The following is a 23,702-nucleotide window of genomic DNA, read 5'->3' on the forward strand; positions in this document are numbered from 1 at the left end:
GTAAGACAGCTCAAAACGAGCACCCACCGGATTACAAAACTAGGCCAGCGTTACGTTGTGTAGCTCAAAGCGGTCGCCTACGTTGTGCGAGATAGAATATTCAAACGCGGTGCCGCTATCCAAGAAGCCAATCTGTTTGAGTTCGAGCAGGGGAGAGCCGGGTTTGGTATCCAGGCGTTCAGCCTCTTCCTCAGTTGCCGCGACAGCGCGAATGGTGCGATGGAAGCTCGAAATCTTCAGCCCGCATTGCTCGCGGATAAAGCCGTAGACCGATCCGTACAGGTCCTTCTTTTTAAGGCCCGGGATCAGTTCGAGCGGCATATAGGTGTACTCGATGACGATGGGCTTCTCGTCGACCTGGCGCACGCGCACGATGTGATAGGCGAAGTCATCCTCGGCCATTCCCAGCTGGGTCGCAACCTCTGCCGGCGGATTGACGATCGAGAAATCGTAGACCACCGAGGTCACCTTTTCCCCGCGGTGCTCATACGAAAAGCCCTGGGCACGGTCGTTCTTGCCTTGAAAAAACACCTGGCCGGGAAGTCCCGCCGTGTCCTTGACGTAGGTGCCCGATCCGCGCCGGCTGGTAATAAGGCCTTCTTCGGTAATCTGCTCAATCGCTCGTTTGACGGTGATTTTGGAAACGCCATAGAGCTCACAAAACTCAACGACGGTGGGCAACTTATCGCCCGGTTTAAGTGCGCCGTCCTCGATGCTTCGACGGATATCTGCAGCTATCGCCTCGTATTTGGGAATCATGCAATCCTCCCTTCATATTTGCGTCGATATTTAGAAAGTATACCTACTTAAAAAGCATCCATATGGCTTTCATGAAAGAAGTTCTATAAAGAAAAATGAAAAAGACGCTTTACATAGAAAATTAGAGCGCTATAGTTACAGACAACAAGCGAGATGCATTGGCGTTTCCTTGTACTGTTTGGGGACGGCTTTGTTTTGGCGGGTCGGATATCCGGAAAACCGGTGCGCGCCCGCGCCGGATTGCCTGCCAAAGCAAACCCGTCTCCAACCGAAAGCTCTAGACACGAAAGCGAGGACTTTGATGGCTCAGTATCAGCTGCCCAGCGACTTCTTCTTTGGCGCCGCTATGTCCGGCCCGCAGACTGAGGGTCAGTGGAACCAGGGAGGCAAGCTCGAGAACCTGTGGGACACCTGGTCCATCCAGGATCTGGGGTCGTTCTATAACTGCGTTGGCTCTTATGCCGGCAATGACTTTATGGCCAAGTACCAGGAAGACTTTCGCATTTTGAAGGACTTGGGCCTGAATACCTATCGCACTTCCATCCAGTGGAGCCGTCTGCTCGATGCCGACGGCAATCTTAATGAGGAGGGCGCTGCGTGGTATCACGAGCTGTTCCGCGCCTCTCGCGAGGCCGGCCTGGAGCCGTTTGTCAACTTGTACCACTTTGACATGCCCACCTACCTCTTTAACCGTGGTGGCTGGGAGAGCCGTGAGGTCGTCGAGGCTTACGCGCATTACGCCGACGTCGCCTTCCACGAGTTTGGCCAGGAGATTAAGTACTGGTTCACCTTTAACGAGCCCATCGTCGAGCCCGAACAGCGCTATCAGGAGGGCGTGTGGTTCCCGCAGCTCCACGACTTTAGCCGCGCCCGCACCGTGCAGTATCACATTTCACTGGCACATGCGCTGGCCGTGGGCAACTATCGTCGCGCCTATGACGAGGGCGCCGTTCGCAGCGATGCCAAGATCGGCATGATCAACTGCTTTACCCCGGTCTACACCAAGGATAACCCCAGCGAGGCAGACCTCGAGGCCGTGCGTATGACCAGCGGCATCAATAACCGCTGGTGGCTCGACCTCATTACCAAGGGCGAGCTCCCTGCCGACGTGCTCGACAGCCTGGCCGAGGGCGGCGTTAAGCTCCCGTTCCGTGCTGGAGACCAAGAGATTCTCAAGCAGGGTGTTGTCGACTGGCTCGGTTGCAACTACTACCACCCCACGCGTGTTCAGGCGCCGGCGAGCAAGGTCGACCAGTACGGCCTGCCGCACTTTGCCGACGAGTACGTATGGCCCGACGCCGTTATGAACGAGAGCCGCGGCTGGGAGATCTACCCGCAGGGCCTCTACGACTTTGGCATGGACTGCGCCAAGAACTACCCCGATCTTGAGTGGTTCGTTTCCGAGAACGGCATCGGCATCATGGACGAATACAAGAACCGTGACGCCGAAGGAACCATTCAGGATGACTACCGTGTCGACTTTGTACGTCAGCACCTGGAGTGGGTGGCCAAGGCCATCGACGAGGGCGCCAAGTGCCGCGGATACCATTATTGGGCCGTTATCGATAACTGGTCTTGGGCCAATGCCTTTAAGAATCGCTATGGCTTTGTCGAGGTCGATTTGATGGATGGCTACAAGCGCCGCCTTAAGAAGTCGGCGGCCTGGCTCAAACAGGTCGCAACGACCCACGTGGTTGATTAGCGACCGGGCGAACGCCCAGACCGCGCGCCGCCGCGCGCAACACATGGCACATCTGGTGGCAGAGGGCGACAGACCACCGTGCGAATAGGAAAAGGCCGGATTTGATAGTTAGGAGCAATCATGGCCAGTGACAACGGAAAGAGCTTCCTCGACAAGTTTGCCGAGGTCTCTGCGAAGGTGGGAAACCAGGTTCACCTGCGTTCCCTGCGCGACGCCTTCGCGACCATCACGCCGCTCTATATCCTTGCGGGTATCGCGGTTCTTATTAACAACGTCGTGTTCCCCCTGTTCCCGCTCGATGCGGCGGGCCTTGCCAACCTTCAGACGTGGGGTTCGGCAATTACGCTGGGCACCCTCAACGTCTCTGCCATTATCTTGGCCGGATTGATTGGCTACAGCCTCGCCAAGAACAAGCGTTTCGATAACCCGCTCGCTTGCGTGGTCGTCGCTATCTCTGCTTTCGTCATCATGATGCCGCAGCAGATCACCGCCACGCTTGCCGCCACGAGCCCGCTGCTCACCGACAAGATCACCTCCGCCGAGGTCACGGGCGCCCTTTCGACTGCCAACACCGGCACCAACGGTCTGTTCTCGGCTATTATCATCGCCCTGCTTTCCGTCTCGCTCTTCATCAAGATTTCTGGCGTCGAGAAGCTCAAGGTTAAGCTGGGCGAGGGCGTGCCTCCCGCGGTCTCCAACTCCTTCAACGTCATGATCCCGATGCTGCTCAACCTCGCGATCTTCGCTCTTGCCGCAGCTCTGCTCGCCGTGTGCGCCGGCACCGATCTGTGCGCCATCATCTCTACGTGCATCTCCAACCCGCTCAAGAGCATCATGAACGCCGGTCCGTGGGCTGTTATCCTCATCTACACCCTTGCCAACCTGCTGTTCTGCGTCGGTATTCACCAGTCCACCATCTCTGGCGCTACCGTCGAGCCGATCCTGACCATGCTCATCGTCGACAACATGGCTACCTTTGCCGCCGGTGGCACCATCCAGCCCGATCACTACATGAACATGCAGATCGTTAACAGCTTCGCCCTCATCGGCGGCTCGGGCTGCACCCTCATGCTTCTGCTCGATACGCTCCTGTTCTCCAAGAACAAGGCTTCCGAGACCGTTTCCAAGATGGCCATCCTGCCTGGTCTGTTCAACATCAACGAGCCGGTTATCTACGGTTACCCCATCGTGTACAACCTGCCGCTCATGATCCCGTTTGTCCTCCTTCCCGACTTGTTCATCGGCATCACCTATGGCCTTACCTGCGCAGGCATCATCAGCCCCTGCATCGCCCAGGTGCCCTGGACTATGCCTCCCGTCATCAATGCCCTGCTCGCAACGGGCTTTGACTGGCGCGCCGGCGTGTGGCAGGCCCTCGAGATTGTCATTGGCATGGCTGTCTACCTGCCCTTTATGAAGATTTCCGAGAAGGCAATCGCCAAGCAGGAGGCTCTCGCCGAGTAGAACGCCTAACGTTCGTCCCTTTCACCGTTGCGGGCGCCGGTACGCGGTGCCGGTGCCCGCACCTCTCTTTTGCGTAAGGGCGCAGAAAGAGGGCACAATAACCGCAAGAAATACAACCAGTTGTCGTCTGCGCGCCGCGCAGTTATAAGGAGGAAACCATGAAGAAGATCATGCTCTGCTGCAATGCCGGTATGTCCACGAGTCTGCTGGTCCAGAAGATGCAGGCCGAGGTTGCAAACCGTGGTCTGGATATCGAGATCGAGGCTCGTCCCATGAACGAGGCTCACGATCACCTGGACGAGTGCGACATGTTGTTGCTTGGCCCGCAGATCGGCTACACCAAGGGCGATTTTGAGAAGGAGGCCGCTGGCCGCTTCCCGGTCGAGGTCATCAACATGGTCGATTATGGTCGCATGAACGCCGCCGGCATCATCGACCACTGCGTTAGCGTGATGGGCTAGGTGCAGCATATGGAGGATATGAACGAGTTGCAGATGACCTGCTTCGAGATCATCAGCTACGTCGGTACCGCCAAGAGCATGTACATCAATGCCGTGCAAAAGGCCAAGGAGGGTGATTTTGACGCCGCCGAGGAGCTTATCAAGCAGGGCGACGAGGCCTATAACGGTGGCCACGATGTTCACATGGGGCTTCTGAAGAAGGAGGCCAACGGCGAGCGTAACGGTGAGGCTCCGTTGATTCTGCTGCATGCCGAGGACCAGATGGCCGGCACCGAGACCATGCGCGTCATGGCCACGGAGCTCATCGAGGTCCACAAGCAGCTGCAGGCACTGAAGGCCTAGCTGGCGTTATCGCCGCGACGGACCGTGCAATCCAACAGACAATACAGTCCCTTTCACGGGCGCCGGGAGCCTCCGCCTCTCGGCGCTTGTTGTTTTTGGCGAAGGCCTTTCGCGGCCTGCTGAGCGGACATTCGCGTTTTCCCAGATAAAACCTGCCAAAACAAACCTGTCCCTTTTTGGCAGGTTTTTGCCTTGGGAGCGGTACCATACTGGCAATGTTTAAACGAGAAAGGTGGGCTCCCATGGAACCTAAGCAGTACTACATCGGCATTGACGTCGGCGGCACTTCGGTTAAGGAGGGCCTGTTCGACGAGGACGGCAACCTGCTTGCCAAGGCCAGCGTGCCCACGCCTCCCATCGTTGACGCTGCGGGCTTTGCCGCGGTGACCGAGGCCATCGACCAAGTGGTCGCCAAGGCACAGATTCCGCGCGCCTTTGTGGCGGGCATTGGCCTGGCCGTTCCGTGCCCCATCCCGGCTTCGGGCGACGCCAAGGTCAAGGCCAACATTGCCATTAACCTGCCCGAGCTTAAGATCGCCATTCAGGAGCACTGCCCCGACGCGGTCGTTAAGTACGAAAACGATGCCAACGCCGCTGCTATGGGCGAGGCTTGGCTCGGCTCTGCCAAGGGCGTGCAGAACGTGGTGATGGTCACCATCGGTACCGGCGTGGGCGGTGGCGTTATCGTCAACGGCGATGTGGTATCGGGCGTTGTGGGCGCCGGCGGCGAGATCGGCCATATGTGCCTGAATCCTGCCGAGGAGCGCACCTGCGGCTGCGGCGGCCATGGCCACCTGGAGCAGTATTCCAGCGCCACCGGCGTGGTGAGCAACTACCTTGCCGAGTGCGAGAAGGCGGGCGTCGGGCCCATCGAGCTCACCGGCCCCTCCGATTCCAAGGACGTGTTCCAGGCCTGTCGCGAGGGCGACAAGCTTGCGCTGGCCGCGGCCGATACCATGGCCGACTATCTCGGTCGCGCTCTGGCGCTTATCGCCAACGTGGTCGACCCCGAGATGTTCCTGATCGGCGGTGGCGCCTCCGCCTCGGCCGACGTCTACCTCGACGCGGTTCGCGAACACTTCCAGCACTATGCGCTATCCGCCTCGCGCGAGACGCCCATCGAGGTCGCCTCGCTCGGCAACGACGCCGGCATCATCGGTGCCGCCTACGTAGCCCTGCGCGCCGCCGGCAAATAGCTGGCGCAAGGGGGGCAGGTTAGTTTGCACCACATGGTGCAGAGGGGGCAGACTTTGCCCCAGCGCCTGCCCCAATTTGTGCTGCGGCCCTTCCATCTCATAGGGTTCGGCGTCAGCGTGCTACCATAGCTACGTCCAAGTACACATATCAAGTGGAGGATTTCCATGGCAAACGTTCTTGTCTTTGGTCACCAGAATCCCGATAACGACGCCATCATGAGCGCCGTCGTCCTGTCCCAGCTGCTCAACCAGGTTGAGTATGCCGGCAACACCTACGAGGCCTGCGCACTGGGCCAGCTTCCGGCCGAGTCCGCCAAGCTGCTCGCCGACGCCGGCATTGCCGAGCCCCGCGTGATCGATTCCGTCGAGGCCGGCCAGCTCGTCGTCCTCACCGACCACAACGAGTCTGCCCAGTCCGTCGCCGGCCTTAAGGACGCCACGGTCTTTGGCGTCGTCGACCATCACCGCATCGGCGACTTCGAGACCGCCGGCCCGCTGCACTACATCTGCCTGCCCTGGGGCTCCAGCTGTACCATCGTCACCAAGCTCGCCGGCGTGCTCGGCGTCGAGCTTTCCGACGTTCAGGCCAAACTGCTGCTCTCGGCCATGATGACCGATACGCTCATGCTCAAGAGCCCCACCACCACCGATCTCGACCGCGCCGTCGCCGCCAAGCTCGGCGAGCAGGTGGGCGTCGACCCGGTCAAGTTCGGCATGGAGGTCTTCCTCACCCGTCCGTCCGGCTCCTTCACCGCAGCCGAGATGGTCGGCAACGACATCAAGATGTTCGAGCCCGCCGGCAAGAAGCTGCTCATCGGCCAGTACGAGACCGTCGACAAGAGCCGTGCGCTTGGCATGATTGACGAGATCCGCGAGGCCATGCGCGCCTACGCCGCCGAGAAGGGCGCCGACGGCATCGTCCTGTGCATCACCGACATCATGGAGGAGGGCTCGCAGGTTCTGCTCGAGGGCGAGACCGAGGCCGCTCAGAAGGGCCTGGGCATTGCCGACGAGCACGACGGCGTTTGGATGCCGGGAGTCCTCTCCCGCAAGAAGCAGGTCGCTGCTCCCATCATGGCCGCCTGCTAGGTTTTGCAACCTGCTCACACACGGATCGCGGATGCTCCGCGCTCCGGTCGTTTTTTGTGCGCGGGACCACGTCGCCTATTGGACAGGGGCGCCCGTGCCGTTGAACAAATAATGTTCAACCTGTGGTTCCGCTTTTCGGCCGCGCTCGCGCGCTTGTCGCGCAGGGTAGGCTAGATGCAAGCGTAATACGTTGGAGCGCGGCGCCGCCATTTGGGCGGGCCGTGCTTTTTTAAGACGGGAGCCTTCCCGTGAAAGGAGCCGCCCATGGCAGCACCCGAGCAGCTGTTCAACACCCGTGAGCGCAAGCGTTTTGAGCGTCACGACATTTGGGAGCGCATTGCCGAGAACGGCACGATTTCCGCCGCCGTCATGGTGATCGCAGCCATCGCCGCGGTCATCTGCGCCAACACCGATGCCTACGAGGCTATTCATCACTTTTTGGAGACCCCGCTGTATGTGGGTCTTGGCAGCCTTACGGCTGGCCTTACCGTCGAGGTCTTTGTCAACGACTTTCTCATGGCGATCTTCTTTTTGCTGGTGGGCATCGAGCTTAAGTACGAGATGACGGTCGGCGAGCTCAAGAATCCGCGTCAGGCCATGCTTCCCATGCTGGCGGCCGTGGGCGGCGTCGTCGTTCCCGCCTGCATCTACCTGATCTTTAACCATGCCGGCGCGCACAACGGCTGGGCTATTCCCATGGCAACCGATATCGCCTTTGCGCTGGGCGTGCTATCGCTTTTGGGTAACCGCGTGCCCAACGGCGTGCGCGTGTTCTTCTCGACGCTCGCCATTGCCGACGACCTGATCTCCATCGCCGCTATCGCCATCTTCTACGGCCAGAGCCCCAGCACGTTTTGGCTGGGCGCCGCTGCGGTTGTGACCTGCGCGCTCGTGTGGCTCAACAAGACGCAGCACTACCGCCTTGCCCCGTATTCGGTGCTGGGTCTGCTGCTGTGGTTCTGCATGTTCAAGAGCGGCGTGCATGCTACGCTTGCTGGCGTCATCTTGGCCTTTACCATCCCGGCCAAGTGCGGCGTCAAGCTCGATAGCCTTACCGACTGGCTGGGCGAGTGCCTACCGTTGCTCGACGACCGCTACGACGACGAGGCGCACATCCTGGGTCAGCACGACTTTACCGTCTCGACCACCAAGGTCGAGCGCGTCATGCACCGCGTGACCCCGCCGCTCATCCGCATGGAGCGTCTGATCTCCACGCCGGTCAACTTTGTGATCCTGCCGATCTTTGCATTTGTCAACGCGCAGGTTCGCCTGGTGGGCGTGGATATGGGCACGCTGCTGACCGACCCGGTGACGCTCGGCGTGTATTTTGGCATGCTGCTGGGCAAACCGATCGGCATCTTTGGCATGACGTTTGCCCTGGTTAAGCTCAAGATTTCCGAGCTGCCGCGCAACGTTAACTGGCACATGATTGCCGGCGTGGGCATTCTGGGCGGCATTGGCTTTACCATGTCGATTCTCATCAGCGGCCTTGCCTTCCCGACGGCCGAGTTTGAGGTCCTGGCCGCAAAGGCCGCCATTCTTGCCGGATCCGTTACCGCCGCGGTGCTGGGCATGATCTACATGAGCGTGGTCTGCAAACACCCTGCGCCCAAGGACGAGTAAGAGCACATACAAGTTTGAAAACGCCGCCTGTGAATACCATCACAGGCGGCGTTTTAGTCACTGGGTAGTCGTTGGGGACAGACTTAAATGACTGCCCAAGTGCCGGCAGGTTGGGACTACTCATTTAAGTCTGTCCCCAATGAGTGGTTCTATTCCACGGTGCCGTAGACGGCGCCCCAGCCGTGGGCGGCTAAGGCGGAGTTCAGCTGGTCGCAAAGTGACTGGCGGTCGTAATAGCCGGGCGGCAAAAGGTTCACGATCTCCATAAGGTCGGGCGCTAGGTCCAAGATTTCGGCCTGCACGATTAGGTCCAGGCGGTCGATGGCGTGGCGGTCGTAAAACAGCCCGTCGATCAGGCGCTGCAGGTCGCCGAATTCCTCAGCCCTAAACGAACCGTATTCCATAATGCCTCCTTAGGCGCCCCACGCCGGCATGTGCGGCGATGTCGTAATTCATTGCGATGAACTTAATCTATCACGGCTTCATACCGTTGCGGCGGTGGCGGTCTATACTTAGACGAACTGCAACGTCCCGCTTCGCGAAAGGTCGCACCCATGCAGACGATCTACCAGAAGATGGAAACCACCGAACTCGATGCCGCCATCGAGGCGCTCAAAGCCGAGGTCGCCGAGGTCAAGGCCAAGGGCCTGGCGCTCGACATGGCCCGCGGCAAGCCGTCGCCCTCCCAGGTGGACATCTCGCGCCCCATGCTCGATATCCTCAATGCCGAGGCCGATCTGCACGACGGCAACGTCGACTGCTCCAACTACGGCTGCTTCGAGGGCATTCCCTCGGCACGCAAGTTGGCAGGGGAGTTCCTGGGCTGCCCCGCCGAGCAGACGCTCGTGCTGGGTTCGTCGAGCCTTTTGATCGAGCACGACATCGCCGGCATGTTCTGGCGCTGTGGTTCGTGCGGCAGCGAGCCCTGGGATGCCTACGAGGCCGCGCACGACGGCAAGAAGGTCAAGTTTCTGTGCCCCGTTCCCGGCTACGATCGCCACTTTGGCATCACCGCCGACTTGGGCATCGAGAACGTCCCCGTTGCGATGACCGAGGCCGGCCCCGACATGGACGAGATCGAGCGCCTCGTTGCCGCCGACGATTCCATCAAGGGTATTTGGTGCGTGCCCAAGTATTCCAACCCCACGGGCATCACCTTTAGCGAGGACACCGTGCGCCGCCTGGTCGAGATGCCCACGGCCGCGCCCGATTTTCGCATCTTCTGGGACAACGCCTACTGCGTGCACGACCTGTACGACGAGACCGACGAGCTTGCCAATATCTTTGACCTCGCTCGCGCGGCGGGCACTGAGGACCGCGTGGTGGCCTTTGCCTCGACGTCCAAGATCACCTTCCCGGGCGCCGGTATCGGTTTTATCGGCGCGAGCCCTGCGGTCATCGCGGAGTTCTCCAAGCGCCTCAAGGCCGGCTTGATCAGCGCCGACAAGCTCAACCAGCTGCGTCACGTGCGTTTCCTTCCCACCATTGAGGCGGTCAAGGAGCATATGAAAAAGCATGCCGAGTTTTTGCGCCCGCGCTTTGAGGCCGTTGAGCGCAAGCTCACCGAGGGTCTGGGCAACACGGGTTGCGCCACTTGGACGCATCCCCGCGGCGGCTACTTTGTGAGCTTCGATGGTCCTGAGGGCTCGGCCCAAAAGGTCGCCGCGCTTTGTGCCGATCTGGGCGTCAAGCTCACGCCGGCTGGTGCCACCTGGCCCTATGGCAAGGACCCGCGCGACACCAACATCCGCATCGCGCCGAGCTATCCCACGGTCGAGGACCTGGAGGCCGCGCTCGACGTACTGGTGCTGGCCGTCAAGCTCGTCGCTGCCGAGATCGCGCGTGCCGAGCGCGCCTAGCGCGCAGAGCTCTGCAAGTCCGCGTCGCGTACTTTTCCGCACTTTCGATACGCAAAGGAGCGTATACATGGATTTGGGTATTTCCACCAACCCCACGCCGGAGCTCTACACCATTAAGGTGACCGGCGAAATCGATATCTCTAACGCCGACAGTTTGCGTAACGCCATCGACTTGGCGCTTGAGCAGCCCACCGAGGCCGTTGAGCTCGACTTTGCCCAGGTGAGCTATATCGACTCGACGGGCATTGGCGTGCTTGTGGGCGCCGCGCACCACGCAGCCGATCATGGCAAGCGTTTTAGCTGCGCCAACGTGCAACCCCCGGTGATGCGCGTGGTTCAGCTGCTGGGTGTCGACCAGGAGATTTCGATCACGGCCGCATAAGCCCTGTCCCAAAAGGGGCGTGCCGTTTGGCATATGTTTGTGATGCGCTCGAACGTTTTGGCGTCCGGGCGCTATACTTGACCGAATGAATAGACGAGTTCCGGCCGAATGGCGCGGTGCGGGCTCGACTCACATCGAGCCTTGGAGGTATGTGTGTTTGGTATTGGAGAGGGTGAGCTGGCAATCATCGTGGTCTTCGGCTTTTTGCTGTTTGGCCCGGATAAGCTCCCGCAGATGGGCCGCACGATCGGCCGTGCCATCCGTCAGTTCCGCGAGACGCAGGAAAAGATGACGGCAGTTGTTCAGTCCGAGATTATCGATCCGGTAAGTGAGGCCGCTTCGGCGCCGGTCAAGCCCAAGAAGGCCGCTGTCGATGACGATTCCGATGCTGACGCTGATGCCGTCGAGACGGCCGCGCCCGCAAAGAAGGAGACCTTTGCCGAGCGTCGCGCCCGCCTTGCCGCCGAGAAGGCCGCGAGTGAGGGTGCTGCTGAGGGCGAGGCTGCTGCCGAGGAGACGGAGGCCGAGGGCGCTGGGCCCGCCGCTGCTGTGTCCGCTGCCGATGCTGCCACTGCCGCCGTCGAGCCCGAGCCTGCCGCAGAGCCCGAGCCCGAGCCGGCAGAGCCCACGACGGCCGACCTCTACGCCCGTCGTCCCCGCAAGCGCAAGGCCGTCGTCGACCAGCTCGCTCGTGAGCTTGAGGTCGAGGACGAAGCCGCTGCCGCCGACGCCCCGAAGGGAGGCGATGAGTAATGCCTATCGGACCTGCGCGCATGCCGCTCTTCGATCACCTGGGAGAGCTCCGTCGCCGCCTGACCATCGTGGTCGTATCGGTGTTTGCCGCCGCCATCGTGCTGTATTTCGCCACGCCCGTGGTGCTCGATATCCTGGAAGACCCCATCCGCTCGTTTGTGCCGGACGGTAAGTTCTACATCACCACCACGCTCGGCGGCTTTGGCCTGCGCTTCTCGCTGGCCATCAAGATGGCCGTTGTCATGTGCACGCCCATGATCATCTGGCAGATCTTGGCGTTCTTCCTGCCGGCGCTTCGCCCCAACGAGCGCAAGTGGGTCGTGCCCACGGTGCTCGCTTCGACGGTGCTGTTCTTCCTGGGTGCCATCTTCTGCTACTTCATCATCATTCCTGCGGGCTTTGAGTGGCTCATCGGCGAGACCTCTGCCGTCGCAACTGCGCTGCCCGATCTGGAGAACTACGTCAACATGGAGCTGCTCTTTATGATCGGCTTTGGTGTGGCGTTTGAGCTGCCGCTCATCATTTTCTACCTGTCCGTTTTCCACATCGTGTCCTACGCGGCTTTCCGCGGCGCCTGGCGCTACGTGTACGTGGGCCTGCTCGTGGGCTCGGCTGTGATCACGCCCGACGGCTCGCCCGTCACGCTGGGCCTTATGTACGGTGCCCTGCTTTCGCTCTACGAGATTTCGCTCGCCATCGCTCGCGTGGTCATTACTGCGCGCGAGGGCAAGGAGGGCCTGTTCGTGAGCCGTCTGGACCTGTTCTCGGACGACGAGGACGACGAGGAGTAAATCGGTATGCACGAGGTTGGCATTGTCAACGGCATACTCGATACAGTGATTCGCGCGGCGCGTGGGGCGGGGGCCTCGCGCGCCGTTTTGGTAACGCTGCGTATCGGGGATATGACCGAGGTGGTGCGCGAGGCGCTCGACTTTGCGTGGGAGACGTTTCGCGACGAGGACCCGCTCACGCGAGGCTGCGAGCTTTCCGTGGAGGAAGTCCATCCACAAAGCGAGTGCCTGGACTGCGGCGACGTCTTCGACCACGATCGCTTCCACTGTCGCTGTCCCCAGTGTGGTGGTGCCAACGTGCGCCTACTGCACGGCCGCGAACTCGACATCGCAAGTATCGAAATCGAAACCCCCGACGATTAGCCGTCACCAAATGGCAGAAGTAAGGAGTGCCGAGTATGGCCGAGAAAACGATTGATATCGCATCGCCGATCCTGTCGCGCAACGAGCGTCTGGCAGACCAGCTGCGTCAGCGATTTAATGAGGCAGGCACCTATGTGATCAATGTGCTGTCGAGCCCCGGTTCGGGCAAGACCACCACGATCCTGGGCACCAACGAGCGCCTGCGTGACAAAGCCGGCCTGCGCTGTGCCGTCATCGAGGGCGATATCGCCTCGGACGTCGACGCCATCACCATGAAGGAAGCCGGCATGCCCGCCATCCAGATCAACACCGGTGGCCTGTGCCATCTTGAGGGCAACATGATCATGGAGGCCGTTGACGCGTTCGACCAAGCGGTGGGCCTTCAAAACATCGATGTCATCTTTATCGAAAACGTGGGCAACCTGGTGTGTCCGGTCGACTTTGACCTGGGCGAGAACCTGTCCATCATGATTCTCTCGGTGCCCGAGGGTGACGACAAACCCATTAAGTACCCGGGTATCTTCCAGCACGCCGGCGCACAGTTGCTCAACAAGGTCGACGTGGCCCCGGCTTTCGATTTTGACATGGATAGGTATACTAAGACACTCGATGACCTCAATCCGCAAGCGCCGCGGTTTGCCGTGAGCGCGCGCAAGGGCGAGGGCATGGATGCCTGGTGCGATTGGCTCATCGGGCAGATTGAGCAAGCAAGGGCGTAAATCGGCCGCCATACAGGTGGGCGTAGCCGCAGAGACACGAGATAGGAGCCTCTTTTGAAGCTCATCATCGCCGAGAAAAACGACGCCGCACGTCAGATTGCCGAGCGTCTGTCCACGGGCAAACCAAAAAAGGACAAGGTGTACAACACCGCCATCTACCGTTTTGAGTGGAAGGGCGAGGAGTGCGTGACCATCGGCCTTGCCGGTCACATCCTGGCGCCCGATTTTTGCGACAGCGTGCTGTTCGATAAAAAGCTGGGTTGGTATTCGGTGACCGAGGACGGCGAGATGCTGCCGGCCGACATGCCCGACGGCCTGGCCCGTCCGCCCTACGACACCAAGCGCAAGCCGTTCCTTGCCGACGGTATCTCCATTAAGGGCTGGAAGCTCGAGAGCCTGCCCTACCTCACGTGGGCACCGGTCATTAAACTGCCGGCAGAGAAGGAACTCATTCGCTCGCTCAAGAACCTGGCTAAGAAGTCCGACAGTGTCATCATCGCCACGGACTTCGATCGCGAGGGCGAGCTGATCGGTTCGGACGCCCTCAACAAGGTGCGCGAGGTTGCGCCCGACTTGCCGGTTGCCCGCGCCCAGTACTCTTCGTTTACCAAGGCCGAGATCACGCACGCCTTCGATAATCTCGTCACGCTCGACCAGAATCTGGCCGACGCTGGCGAGAGCCGTCAGCACATCGACCTCATCTGGGGCGCGGTGCTCACGCGCTATCTGACGCTCGCCAAGTTTGGCGGCTTTGGTAACGTGCGCTCCGCCGGCCGCGTGCAGACACCGACGCTTGCCCTGGTGGTTGAGCGCGAGCGCGAGCGCATGGCGTTTGTGCCCGAGGACTATTGGCAGATTCGCGGCATGGGTGCCGCGCAGGGCACTGCCGAGGACGATCGCTTTAAGATCGCGCACAAGACAGCGCGCTTTACCGACAAGGATGCTGCCGAGACGGCGTATGGTCACGTCGACGGCGTCAAGACGGCGACCGTCGCCGCGGTGACCAAGCGCTCGCGCAAGCAGCAGCCGCCCACGCCGTTCGCTACGACCTCGCTACAGGCTGCCGCTGCGGCCGAGGGCATCTCGCCTGCGCGTACCATGCGCATCGCCGAGTCCCTCTACATGGCGGGCCTCATCAGCTACCCGCGCGTCGACAATACCGTGTACCCCGCGACGCTCGATTTGGGTGCTGTGGTGAGCGATCTGGCAAAGATCAACCCGGCGCTGGCGCCTGTGTGCAAAAAGGTGCTTGCCGGACCTATGAAGCCCACGCGTGGCAAGGTCGAGACCACCGACCACCCGCCAATCTATCCTACGGGCGAAGGCGACCCGTCCACGCTCGACGGCGGGCAGCGCAAACTCTACGACCTCATCGCCCGCCGTTTCCTGGCGACGCTCATGGGTCCCGCGACCATCGAGAACACCAAGCTCGAGCTCGATGTGAACGGCGAGCCGTTCGTGGCTTCGGGCGATGTGCTCGTGACCCCGGGTTTCCGCGAGGCGTACCCGTATGGACTCAAGCGCGACGAGCAGATGCCGCCGCTGGAGCAGGGCGATACGGTCGACGTGTTCGACATTAAGCTCGAGGCCAAGCAGACCGAGCCGCCCGCGCGCTACAGCCAGGGCAAGCTCGTACAGGAGATGGAGAAGCGCGGCCTGGGCACCAAGTCCACGCGTGCGAGCATCATCGAGCGCCTGTACGCCGTGCGCTACCTCAAAAACGATCCCGTGGAGCCGAGCCAGCTGGGCATCGCCATCATCGATGCGCTGTCGCAGTTCGCCCCGCGCATCACGAGCCCCGATATGACCAGCGAGCTCGACGGCGACATGACCCGCGTGGAGCGCGGCGAGGACACCGAAGAGCATGTCGTGACGCACTCGCGCGCGCTGCTGGCCGGCGTGCTCGACGAGCTGCTCAAGCATACGCAGGAGCTGGGCGACGCCATCAGCGACGCCGTCACGGCTGATGCGCGCGTGGGCGCCTGCCCCAAGTGTGGCAAGGACCTGGTTATGAAGACGAGTGCCAAGACTCGCGGCAGCTTTATCGGCTGCATGGGATGGCCCGACTGCGACGTGACCTATCCGGTGCCGAGTGGCGTCAAGGTGAGTCCGCTCGAGGGCGAGGCCGCCGTGTGCCCCGAGTGCGGTGCGCCGCGCATTAAGTGTCAGCCGTTCCGCCAGAAGGCCTTCGAGATTTGCGTGAATCCGACGTGTCCCACCAACTACGAGCCCGACCTTAAGGTGGGCGAGTGCAAGGTGTGCGCGGAGGCCGGGCGTCACGGCGACCTGATTGCGCACAAGAGCGAGAAAAGCGGCAAGCGCTTTATCCGCTGCACCAACTACGACGACTGTGGCGTGAGCTATCCGCTGCCGGCGCGTGGCAAGCTTGAGGCGACGGGCGAGACCTGCCCCGAGTGCGGCGCTCCCATCGTGGTGGTCAACACGGCGCGCGGCCCGTGGCGCATCTGCGTGAACATGGACTGCCCGACCAAGGAGAAGAAGCCCGCCCGCGGCCGCAAGACTGCGACCAAGGCGAGCACGGCAAAGAAGACCACGGCAGCAAAGAAGACTTCGACCGCCAAGAAGTCGACTGCCAAGAAGGCTGCCGCGAAAAAGACGACCACCAAGAAGCCAGCTACCGACAAGTAGCGGTGCAGCCGAAACATTACCCAAACCAAAAACGAGCGAGGGTCTCATGATCCTCGCTCGTTATTTATCCGGCAGTTAGGGACGTTCCTTTTCTGCCGGCAGTTTAGGAACGTCCCTAACTGCCGACTCGGGAACGACAAAGCTCTAGTTCACTTCGACGGGTTTGGCGCCGGGATAGCGCTCCTCAAAGTCTAGGCGGTACTTATTGTCATTGGTGCCCGCCACGTTGTCGTGTGACAGCGGCGCCACGATCTCATTCTTATGGTCCGCAGGCTTGGCGTATTTCAGGCTGATCTCCCAGGCATCACAGATTGCGTCGATGCGGTGATCCAGGTCGTCGTACAGGGCAACGATGTCCTTCCAGGAGCTGTAGTTCCTGGAGCTCGTCGGGACGTCCAGATCCTCGACGATGTCGTAATACTGCTCGATGGTGTCCTCCGTGCGCTCGGCGACGTCGGCGAGATTTTGGCGGGCGGTGCGATCTTCTTCCAGATAGCTACCATTGAAGGCCTGCGCGCAGGCGCGGACCTGGCTGTCGAGGTCTTCGAGCAGGTCGTAGTATTCGCTCAGTCGGCGGTAGAGGTTCTGCTCGGAGAGCGTTGCTTCGCCGCCATCCTCGTCATCATCGTCATCATCGTCGTACAGGCTGTTGGGATCGCCGAGGGGCTTTAGGTCATCGTCGTCGACGTCATGGTGCAGCTTAGCTACCTCGGCAGTCGTCTGCGTGGCGGCGTTGTCGAACGGTCTGATTGCAAAGAAGATGACCAGAGCGATGATGATCGCCACCAGCACAACGATAACGGCGATAAGCGGCCCGGTGCCGCTCTTTTTGGGAGCGGGGGTCTGTGGCGAAGCGGGCGCGTATGAGGGAGTCGGCTGCTGTTGGGGCGAGCCGCTCGCGACGGGTATGCGCTGCGTGGTCTCGACGGCCGCGGGGCTTGCGGCGGGGTCGGGGCGATAGGCGAGGGGGTCGTCTGCCTTGGCTTGCGGCATATCAAGGGAGCCGGTCTGCTCAAAAGCGGGCTGGCTATCGCTCGCGGCTGTTTGCTCAACGGGTGCACCGCACGAGGTGCAGAACTTGGCATTATCTGCAAGAAGCTTGCCGCACGAGGCGCAGTACCGAGACATTGCCACTCCTTTCGCCACATTTCAATGCAATACGACGATTATACCCATCGTCCAAAATTCCCCATCATGACAGTTGGGGACGTTCCTTTTCGGCCGGCAGTTTGGGAACGTCCCTAACTGCCGCCTGGTGGTTGGGGCGCGCCTGCCCCTGGGGTATCATGGCTTGGTTGCTATAACTTGCATTTTCGCGCCTTGTAGGAAGGGGCTGCGCCCATGGCTTTTGAGCCCGCTCAACATAGCTTTATCACGCTCGAGGGCGTCGACGGCGCCGGCAAGTCCACGCAGGCGCGCCTGCTTGCCCGTGCGCTCGATCTTGCCGGCTACCAGGTGGTGAGTCTGCGCGAGCCGGGCGGTACCGCCATCAGCGAAAAGATTCGCGCCCTGCTGCTCGACCCCGCCAACACGGCGATGGGCGATACCTGCGAGCTGTTGCTCTACGAGGCTGCGCGTGCCCAGCTGGTGCACGAGGTCATAGCCCCCGCTCTCGCGGCCGGTAAGGTGGTCCTGTGCGACCGCTTCTACGATTCCACGACCTGCTACCAAGCGTTTGCCGACGGCCTCGATCGCCAGATGGTACGCGATGCCAATAACCTCGCCGTCGCGGGAACGCATCCGGCGCTCACGCTCGTCTACCACATCACACCCGAGCAGGCGGCGCTGCGTATGGCCGCCCGTGGCGCGGCAGATCGCATGGAGGCAAAGGGCATGGCGTTCCAAGAGCGCGTTTACCAGGGATTTTGCAGCATTGCCGCCGAGGAACCCGCCCGCGTAAAGCTCATCGACGCCACCGCGCCCATCGAGGAAGTCTTTGCGAAGACGGTCGAGCAGGTCCGCGCGCACGGTCTCGATATCTCCCAAGACGCCGTTGCCGCCGCGCTTGCCCAGGAGGCCGAGTAACATGGCCCCCGCTCAGACAAGCCTGTTGGCCAAGCTCGACACCCAAGAGCGCGTGCGCGACTTTTTGACCAATGCCGTCGCCGGCGGCCGCGCATCGCACGCTTACCTGTTTTTGGGTGCTCCCGGCGCCGGCAAGCTCGACGCTGCATGGGCGCTCGCCCAGGCCTTCCTGTGCGAGCAGGATGGCTGCGGCGCATGCGACAGCTGCGTGCGCGTTGCTCGGCATACGCATCCCGACGTGCACTATTACACGCCCGAGAGCGCCACGGGCTACCTCATTGCCCAGACCCGCGAGTTGCTCGATGACGTGCCGCTGGCGCCCATCCGCGCCAAGGCCAAGGTCTACATCATCGACCGCGCCGAGCAGCTGCGCGCCAACACCGCCAACGCGCTGCTCAAAACACTCGAGGAGCCGCCCGAGGGCGTTATGTTCATTTTGCTGGGCACCTCGGCAGACGTGATGCTGCCCACCATCGTGAGCCGCTGTCAGTGCGTGCCGTTTCGGCTGGTGTCGCCCGCCGTGGCCGCGCAGGCCGTGAGCCGCGCCACCGGCCAGGACCTCGCGCGTTGTCGCATGGCGGTCGCCGTGGCGGGGAGCCCCACGCGCGGCATCGAGTTCCTTAAGAGCGCCGAGCGCCAGGACGCTCGCCGCCAGATGGTTCGCGCCATCGATTCGCTTATCGCCGCCGACGAGGCTGATGTGCTCAGCCTCGCCAAGTCACTCATCGTCGCCGTTAAGGCGCCGCTCGCCGAGGTCAAGTCCACGCAGGAAAAGGTGCTTGAGCAAAACGCCGACTACCTGTCGCGTGGAGCATTGAAGCAGCTTGAGGACCGCAACAAGCGCGAACTCAACGCGCGCGAGCGTTCGGGTATCATGGAAGCGCTGGCGAGCGCGCGGACGCTCATGCGCGATGTGCTGTTGACGCTTCAGGATGAGGCGGCCGACGTGGTGAACGAAGACGTGCGCGACACGATCGGTCGGCTTGCCGCCGCGACCAATGTTGCGGGTGCCACCCAGGCGCTCGAGGCGGTCGCAACCGCCGAGCGCAACATCGCCAGAAACGTTACTCCCCAGCTGGCCATCGAGGTCATGCTGTTCGATATCAGGAAGGCACTGAAATGCCGTTAGTCGTACCCGTTAAGTTTACCTACGCCTCGCGCGACCTGTGGTTCGATCCGCAGGATCTGGATATCCTCGAGGCCGATTACGCCATTTGCTCGACCGAGCGCGGAACCGAGATTGGCCTGGTCACGGCCGACCCCTTCGAGGTGCCGCAAGACGAGATCGGTCAGCCACTCAAACCCGTGCTGCGCGTGGCGAGCGACATCGACCTGCAGCTTGCCGACGACCTGGCTATCCAGGGCGACGAGGCCATGGTTGATTTCCGCCGTCTGGTCAAGGAACTCGACCTCGAGATGAAGCCGGTCGGCGTCGAGTACCTGTTTGGCGGCGAGAAGGCCGTGTTCTACTTTGCGGCCGAGGAGCGCGTCGATTTTCGCCAGCTCGTCAAGGACCTGTCCTCGACGCTGCACATTCGCGTCGACATGCGCCAAATCGGCGTGCGCGACGAGACCCGCCTGGTGGGCGGCTATGCCCAGTGCGGACAGGAACTCTGCTGCACGCGTTTTGGCGGACAGTTTGAGCCCGTCTCGATTCGCATGGCAAAAGAGCAGGACCTGCCGCTCAACTCGTCCAAGATTAGCGGTGTTTGCGGCCGCCTGATGTGCTGCCTGCGCTATGAGTTCGAGGCGTACAAGGACTTTAAGAGCCGCGCGCCCAAAAAGAAGACGCTTATCGACACGCCGCTCGGCAAGGCGCGCATCCAGGAATATGACACGCCGCGCGAGCAGCTTGTGCTGCGTCTGGAGAACGGCAAGGTCTTCAAGGTCAATCTGGCCGACATGACGTGCTCGGAGGGCTGCAAAAAGAAGGCCGCCGAGCAGGGCTGCAACTGTCGCCCCGACTGCGTGACGCGCGACGTGCTCGAGCGCATCGAGTCGCCTGAGATGCGCCTGGCGCTCATGGAGCTCGACCGTGAGAACGGCGTCGACGTGGGTGATGGTCTGTCGAGTGCCGACCGTCTGGCCGGTACGTCGATGCCCAAGCGCCGTCGTCGCGATGCTGAATCCGATGCTCGCGCCGGTCAAGGCCAGGGCGAGGGTCGTGGCCGCGGAAAGGGTCGCGGCAAGGCCGAGGCACCCGAGGTCGAGGAGGCGGCCGGCGGCCGTCGCCGCCGCAAGCGCGCAGGCTCGGGCGATGCCGCCGAGGCCGCAGCCGCAGGCAAGAACGCTTCACGCGAGCGCGAGGCTCAGCAGCCCCAGCAGCAAAACCGCGGCGGTGGCATGAACCCCACGCGCCGTCGCCGTCGTCACCTGTCGAGCGAGGAGCGCGAGGACGCCTTCCGCGCCGCAGCTGCTCGCGAGGCTGGTGCCGCTTCCAAGGGCCCCTCGACCTCCGATACGCCTGCCGACAAGGGTGGCAAGCAACGTAACGATGACGAGCGCGCGCCGCGTCCGCGCCGTCGCCATTCCTCGGGCGCGCAACAGAAGCCCTCAGTGCCCTCCGTGGCCGATCAGGTCTCGGATGGCGAGGTCAAGGTCACGCGCCGTCGTCCCGGAGATGGCGGGGGAGCGGCTGCCAAGGCTTCGCGTGGCGCCGCTCGCGACGAGCGCGAGCTGCGCGAGGATCGCGGTGGCGAGGGCTCGGCCGACCAGGGTCAAAAGCGCCGTCGCCGTCGCCGTTCCCGCAAGCCGCGCCAGGATGGTGGCGAGGGCTCGACCCCGTCTTCGTCTGCACCACAACCGCCCGCCGGCGAATAACGCCTGCGAGCGGATTTAGCCCGCCTTGACCCGAGCGCATCGGGGTATCATAGCGCTGAATCAACAACCCTCCCTGCGACCGAACGTAGGGAGGGTTGTGTCTTGAAGAGCCATCTGAACATATTGAGCCGTCTGCAGGGAGCCGGCGCCCTACCGTTTGCGGACGAATTGCGACCGTTTGCCGAGCGGGCGGCACGCGAGGCGCTTGAGGCATTGTCGCCAACACGATGTGCCGGCTGCGAGCGCGCCGGTACGCTTATTTGCCAAGACTGCCTGGCTGCGCTCACGCTTATCGACCCATGTCATAGCTGCACCCGATGCGGCGCCCCGTTTGGGGATTTGCTGTGCACTGAGTGTTCGGTCGAGGGCACGTCCTCGGCAATGTCGGAGGCGCTCGACCGCTGCCTGGCGTGCGCCGTCTATGCGCATCCGCTGCCGCGCATCATTAAAGCTTACAAGGACGCGGGCGAGCGACGTCTGGCTCCGTATCTGGCGGAGTTGCTCTACGACACCGCCCTGCATGCCCAGATCGTAGCGCCCGAACGCTTAGGAGGCGTGCTGTCCGGTGCGGATGCGGTGGTGTTTGTGCCTGCGACGGCGGCAGCGTTTCGGCGGCGCGGTTTCGATCATATGGAGGCCATTGCGCGCCCATTTTGCGAGCTGTCGGGTGTCCCTCTGCTCGATGCCCTCGTCAAGTACGGCCATGGCGACCAGCGCGAACTCGGTCGTGAGGAGCGCCGCGAGCGTGCCCAAGGCATGTACGAGACGGTTGAGGACGTGTACGGCCGCCGCCTGCTGCTTATCGATGACGTTATCACTACGGGCGCGACGATGGCCGCGGCTTCGGCGGAACTCAAGCGCGCCGGCGCTGCGGCAGTCGATGGCCTTGCTATCGCACGTGTTTGGTAGGGGTGGTTTTGTGGCAGTAAAGATTGAGCGGCGCAACGAGCCGACAGGCGAACAGCTAGCGGCTTCCGTAATCCTAACAGGCGCCTCGGCGCTGCGCACGATGCGCGCCGAGCGCCGGCAGATGGGCTATATCAGCTGGAAGGACCTTGATCCCGATGAGGAGCGCCGTGTGCTGCGCACGTCGTCGCCCTCGACCGAGGACATCTATCTTCCCGACTTGGTGCGGATTGGGGCCGCAAGCGGCGAGGTGCAAGAGAATTTGTGTTTGCTGGTAGGGTCTGCAGCGCAGCGCCGCCGCATTCTTGGCGTGAGTTGGTCCGTATGCTCCGAGTTGCCTGCCGGCTCGATTCTAGAGGTGGAACCGGGGGTGTACGGCCTATCTCCCGAGGCCCTTTGTGTTGCCGTTGCACGCGAGGTTGGCTGCATCCAGGCGTTTGCCCTAACCCAGGAACTGTGCTCTAAGATTTCACTGAGCGACCGCGGGAAGTATCTGCCTCCCTACACCTCGCCCGTTGCGAACAAACTTGCAAAGGACAAGGACCAACCGACAGACGTGGGCTACTTTGAAGTCGAGCCAGTGCTGACGCTCGATCGCTTGGCAGATTACCTCGCGGTATGCAAGGGAAACGCGGCCAAACAATTGCAGCGTCTGTGTCCCTACTTGTCAGAAAACCTGCGCTCGCCCATGGAGTGCATCATGCTCGCCCTGTTTTCGCTTCCGTTTTCCTATGGAGGATTTGCCTGCGGTCCCTTTAAGACCGACTACAAGATCGAGTTCGATGATCGCGCGCAGGCAATCTCGGGGATGCCCCATGCAGTTTGCGATGCATATCAGGAGGCAGCCCGGTTTGACCTGGAATACAACGGTGAGCTGGGCCATTCCTCCCGGAGGGGACGTACCCATGATGAAAAACGCAACACGGGCTTGATTACTATGGGAATCGAGGTCGCAACGGTCAACAACGAAATGCTTTGCGACATGGAAGCGATGGAAGCGCTCGCATGGCGCATCCACCAGCGTATGCGAAAGCGGTACCGGAATCGTGTCGATGCCCGCAGAAAGAAGCAAGAGGCGTTGCTTAACACGCTGCGGGTGTGTTTTGGGCTTAAGCCGGTCTAATTCGCGTCGAAAATAGGGGGTTAATCATATGCCCTGGCCAAAATATGGCAAATATGAGTACTGTCACTAAATCAGTAACAGCAAAATCAAAGAATTTAGGACTCGGAGGCGGCGTAAAGTAAGAAGATAATAAACAAATGTAGAATAACTAAGCATCAGGTTGGCGACACTGAGCGCGAAATCTGTCCGAGAGGCCAAAACTGCCTGTTACTAAATTGGTGACAGTACTCATATTTGCCATTTTTTGGTCACGGCACCCTAAGAAGGGTGCCCCGGAGCTCCCCACAGGGGAGCTTCGGGCTTCATAGGGGCACGAATAGCCCACTCCGACCTGCAAATCTGTACTCGCGATGCGAATGACGCCCCTAACCTTAAACTTTAGCTTGAACTTAGCTATAATGCACTTCGTTCCTACCAGGCTGTGGTTGCGGACGGACGAAATGCCCGTCCTAGTCCAAGACAGACGCGGTCAAAGGGATCCACGTAAGCGACCGCGTGCGCGCGGCGCGATCATGGCGCGTCCTAGATGTAAGCCGCACCGTCCGTTCTACTTTCTTTGGGGCAATACCGCCTCGCGGGCGAGCGGGTCAGTCGTGAAGGTGGCTGCGGCCTCCCGAGCAAACACCCCGGTGCGCAAGTGTGGGGTCAAATACCAGGTCAGCTGGTGGGAACAACC

General features: G+C 61.4%; 22 protein-coding genes. 19 read left to right on the forward strand and 3 right to left on the reverse strand.

The window, feature by feature from the left end:
* Positions 1 to 39: 39 nt before the first annotated feature.
* Entirely contained in the window at positions 40 to 759 is a 720-nt protein-coding gene (locus tag DW029_RS05310) for a GntR family transcriptional regulator (protein WP_117763409.1), read from the reverse strand.
* Positions 760 to 1,060: 301 nt separating this feature from the next.
* Between DW029_RS05310 and DW029_RS05315 the strand changes: the two genes are divergently transcribed.
* The 7 genes from DW029_RS05315 (at position 1,061) to nhaA (ending at position 8,636) form a co-directional block, all read left to right on the forward strand.
* Positions 1,061 to 2,461 (forward strand): glycoside hydrolase family 1 protein, encoded by a 1,401-nt coding sequence (locus DW029_RS05315; RefSeq protein ID WP_118345485.1) that lies wholly within the window; start codon positions 1,061 to 1,063, stop codon positions 2,459 to 2,461.
* A gap of 120 nt (positions 2,462 to 2,581) precedes the next feature.
* Positions 2,582 to 3,925, forward strand: coding sequence for a PTS sugar transporter subunit IIC (locus tag DW029_RS05320; RefSeq protein WP_099432237.1), 1,344 nt, complete (start codon positions 2,582 to 2,584; stop codon positions 3,923 to 3,925).
* A gap of 158 nt (positions 3,926 to 4,083) precedes the next feature.
* The gene (locus DW029_RS05325) at positions 4,084 to 4,386 is read left to right on the forward strand and encodes a PTS sugar transporter subunit IIB (RefSeq protein ID WP_055285538.1); all 303 of its coding nucleotides are present in this window, start codon (positions 4,084 to 4,086) and stop codon (positions 4,384 to 4,386) included.
* 18 nt (positions 4,387 to 4,404) lie between these two features.
* Positions 4,405 to 4,728: a PTS lactose/cellobiose transporter subunit IIA gene (locus DW029_RS05330; RefSeq protein ID WP_117743712.1), complete on the forward strand. Its 324-nt coding sequence runs from the start codon at positions 4,405 to 4,407 to the stop codon at positions 4,726 to 4,728.
* A gap of 242 nt (positions 4,729 to 4,970) precedes the next feature.
* Positions 4,971 to 5,924, forward strand: a complete 954-nt coding sequence (locus tag DW029_RS05335) for an ROK family protein (RefSeq protein WP_233539392.1) — start codon at positions 4,971 to 4,973, stop codon at positions 5,922 to 5,924.
* Between the two features lie 165 nt (positions 5,925 to 6,089).
* A complete protein-coding gene (locus DW029_RS05340; protein WP_117763412.1) occupies positions 6,090 to 7,013 on the forward strand; it encodes a manganese-dependent inorganic pyrophosphatase in 924 nt (307 codons plus the stop codon).
* A gap of 264 nt (positions 7,014 to 7,277) precedes the next feature.
* Positions 7,278 to 8,636: a Na+/H+ antiporter NhaA gene (nhaA, locus tag DW029_RS05345; RefSeq protein ID WP_118345486.1), complete on the forward strand. Its 1,359-nt coding sequence runs from the start codon at positions 7,278 to 7,280 to the stop codon at positions 8,634 to 8,636.
* A 149-nt stretch (positions 8,637 to 8,785) separates the two neighbouring features.
* On the opposite strand, the gene DW029_RS05350 is transcribed toward nhaA, so the two are convergent.
* The gene (locus tag DW029_RS05350) at positions 8,786 to 9,040 is read right to left on the reverse strand and encodes a hypothetical protein (protein WP_055251249.1); all 255 of its coding nucleotides are present in this window, start codon (positions 9,038 to 9,040) and stop codon (positions 8,786 to 8,788) included.
* 150 nt (positions 9,041 to 9,190) lie between these two features.
* On the opposite strand from DW029_RS05350, the gene DW029_RS05355 reads away from it, so the two are divergent.
* From DW029_RS05355 to DW029_RS05385, 7 genes are all read left to right on the forward strand, one after another.
* Positions 9,191 to 10,495: an aminotransferase class I/II-fold pyridoxal phosphate-dependent enzyme gene (locus DW029_RS05355; protein WP_118345487.1), complete on the forward strand. Its 1,305-nt coding sequence runs from the start codon at positions 9,191 to 9,193 to the stop codon at positions 10,493 to 10,495.
* 67 nt (positions 10,496 to 10,562) lie between these two features.
* Positions 10,563 to 10,877: an STAS domain-containing protein gene (locus DW029_RS05360; protein ID WP_117735514.1), complete on the forward strand. Its 315-nt coding sequence runs from the start codon at positions 10,563 to 10,565 to the stop codon at positions 10,875 to 10,877.
* Between the two features lie 153 nt (positions 10,878 to 11,030).
* Complete coding sequence (locus DW029_RS05365; protein WP_158572618.1) at positions 11,031 to 11,630, forward strand: twin-arginine translocase TatA/TatE family subunit; 600 nt, start codon at positions 11,031 to 11,033, stop codon at positions 11,628 to 11,630.
* Entirely contained in the window at positions 11,630 to 12,421 is a 792-nt protein-coding gene (tatC, locus tag DW029_RS05370; RefSeq protein WP_022093860.1) for a twin-arginine translocase subunit TatC, read from the forward strand. Before DW029_RS05365 ends, tatC begins: the two co-directional genes overlap by 1 nt.
* A 6-nt stretch (positions 12,422 to 12,427) precedes the next feature.
* Complete coding sequence (hypA, locus tag DW029_RS05375; RefSeq protein WP_117735512.1) at positions 12,428 to 12,784, forward strand: hydrogenase maturation nickel metallochaperone HypA; 357 nt, start codon at positions 12,428 to 12,430, stop codon at positions 12,782 to 12,784.
* A 35-nt stretch (positions 12,785 to 12,819) separates the two neighbouring features.
* Positions 12,820 to 13,503 (forward strand): hydrogenase nickel incorporation protein HypB, encoded by a 684-nt coding sequence (gene hypB / locus DW029_RS05380; RefSeq protein WP_118345489.1) that lies wholly within the window; start codon positions 12,820 to 12,822, stop codon positions 13,501 to 13,503.
* A 54-nt stretch (positions 13,504 to 13,557) separates the two neighbouring features.
* Positions 13,558 to 16,152: a DNA topoisomerase I gene (locus tag DW029_RS05385; RefSeq protein WP_118345490.1), complete on the forward strand. Its 2,595-nt coding sequence runs from the start codon at positions 13,558 to 13,560 to the stop codon at positions 16,150 to 16,152.
* Between the two features lie 144 nt (positions 16,153 to 16,296).
* Here DW029_RS05385 and DW029_RS05390 read toward each other — a convergent pair whose 3' ends face one another.
* Positions 16,297 to 17,280 (reverse strand): zinc-ribbon domain-containing protein, encoded by a 984-nt coding sequence (locus tag DW029_RS05390; protein WP_118345491.1) that lies wholly within the window; start codon positions 17,278 to 17,280, stop codon positions 16,297 to 16,299.
* A 213-nt stretch (positions 17,281 to 17,493) separates the two neighbouring features.
* Here DW029_RS05390 and tmk point away from each other — a divergent pair, with 213 nt between their 5' ends.
* From tmk to DW029_RS05415, 5 genes are all read left to right on the forward strand, one after another.
* A complete protein-coding gene (tmk, locus tag DW029_RS05395) occupies positions 17,494 to 18,177 on the forward strand; it encodes a dTMP kinase (protein ID WP_118345492.1) in 684 nt (227 codons plus the stop codon).
* A 1-nt stretch (position 18,178) separates the two neighbouring features.
* On the forward strand, positions 18,179 to 19,306 hold the full coding sequence (locus tag DW029_RS05400; RefSeq protein WP_117735508.1) for an ATP-binding protein: 1,128 nt from the start codon (positions 18,179 to 18,181) through the stop codon (positions 19,304 to 19,306).
* A complete protein-coding gene (locus DW029_RS05405) occupies positions 19,297 to 20,997 on the forward strand; it encodes a regulatory iron-sulfur-containing complex subunit RicT (RefSeq protein ID WP_118345493.1) in 1,701 nt (566 codons plus the stop codon). The genes DW029_RS05400 and DW029_RS05405 overlap by 10 nt, the downstream gene beginning before the upstream one ends.
* 102 nt (positions 20,998 to 21,099) lie before the next feature.
* The gene (locus DW029_RS05410; protein WP_233543811.1) at positions 21,100 to 21,906 is read left to right on the forward strand and encodes a ComF family protein; all 807 of its coding nucleotides are present in this window, start codon (positions 21,100 to 21,102) and stop codon (positions 21,904 to 21,906) included.
* A gap of 10 nt (positions 21,907 to 21,916) precedes the next feature.
* Positions 21,917 to 23,026, forward strand: coding sequence for a hypothetical protein (locus DW029_RS05415; protein WP_118345494.1), 1,110 nt, complete (start codon positions 21,917 to 21,919; stop codon positions 23,024 to 23,026).
* Positions 23,027 to 23,702 lie beyond the last annotated feature (676 nt).

The sequence above is a fragment of the Collinsella sp. AF38-3AC genome, assembly GCF_003474365.1.
GTDB lineage: Bacteria > Actinomycetota > Coriobacteriia > Coriobacteriales > Coriobacteriaceae > Collinsella.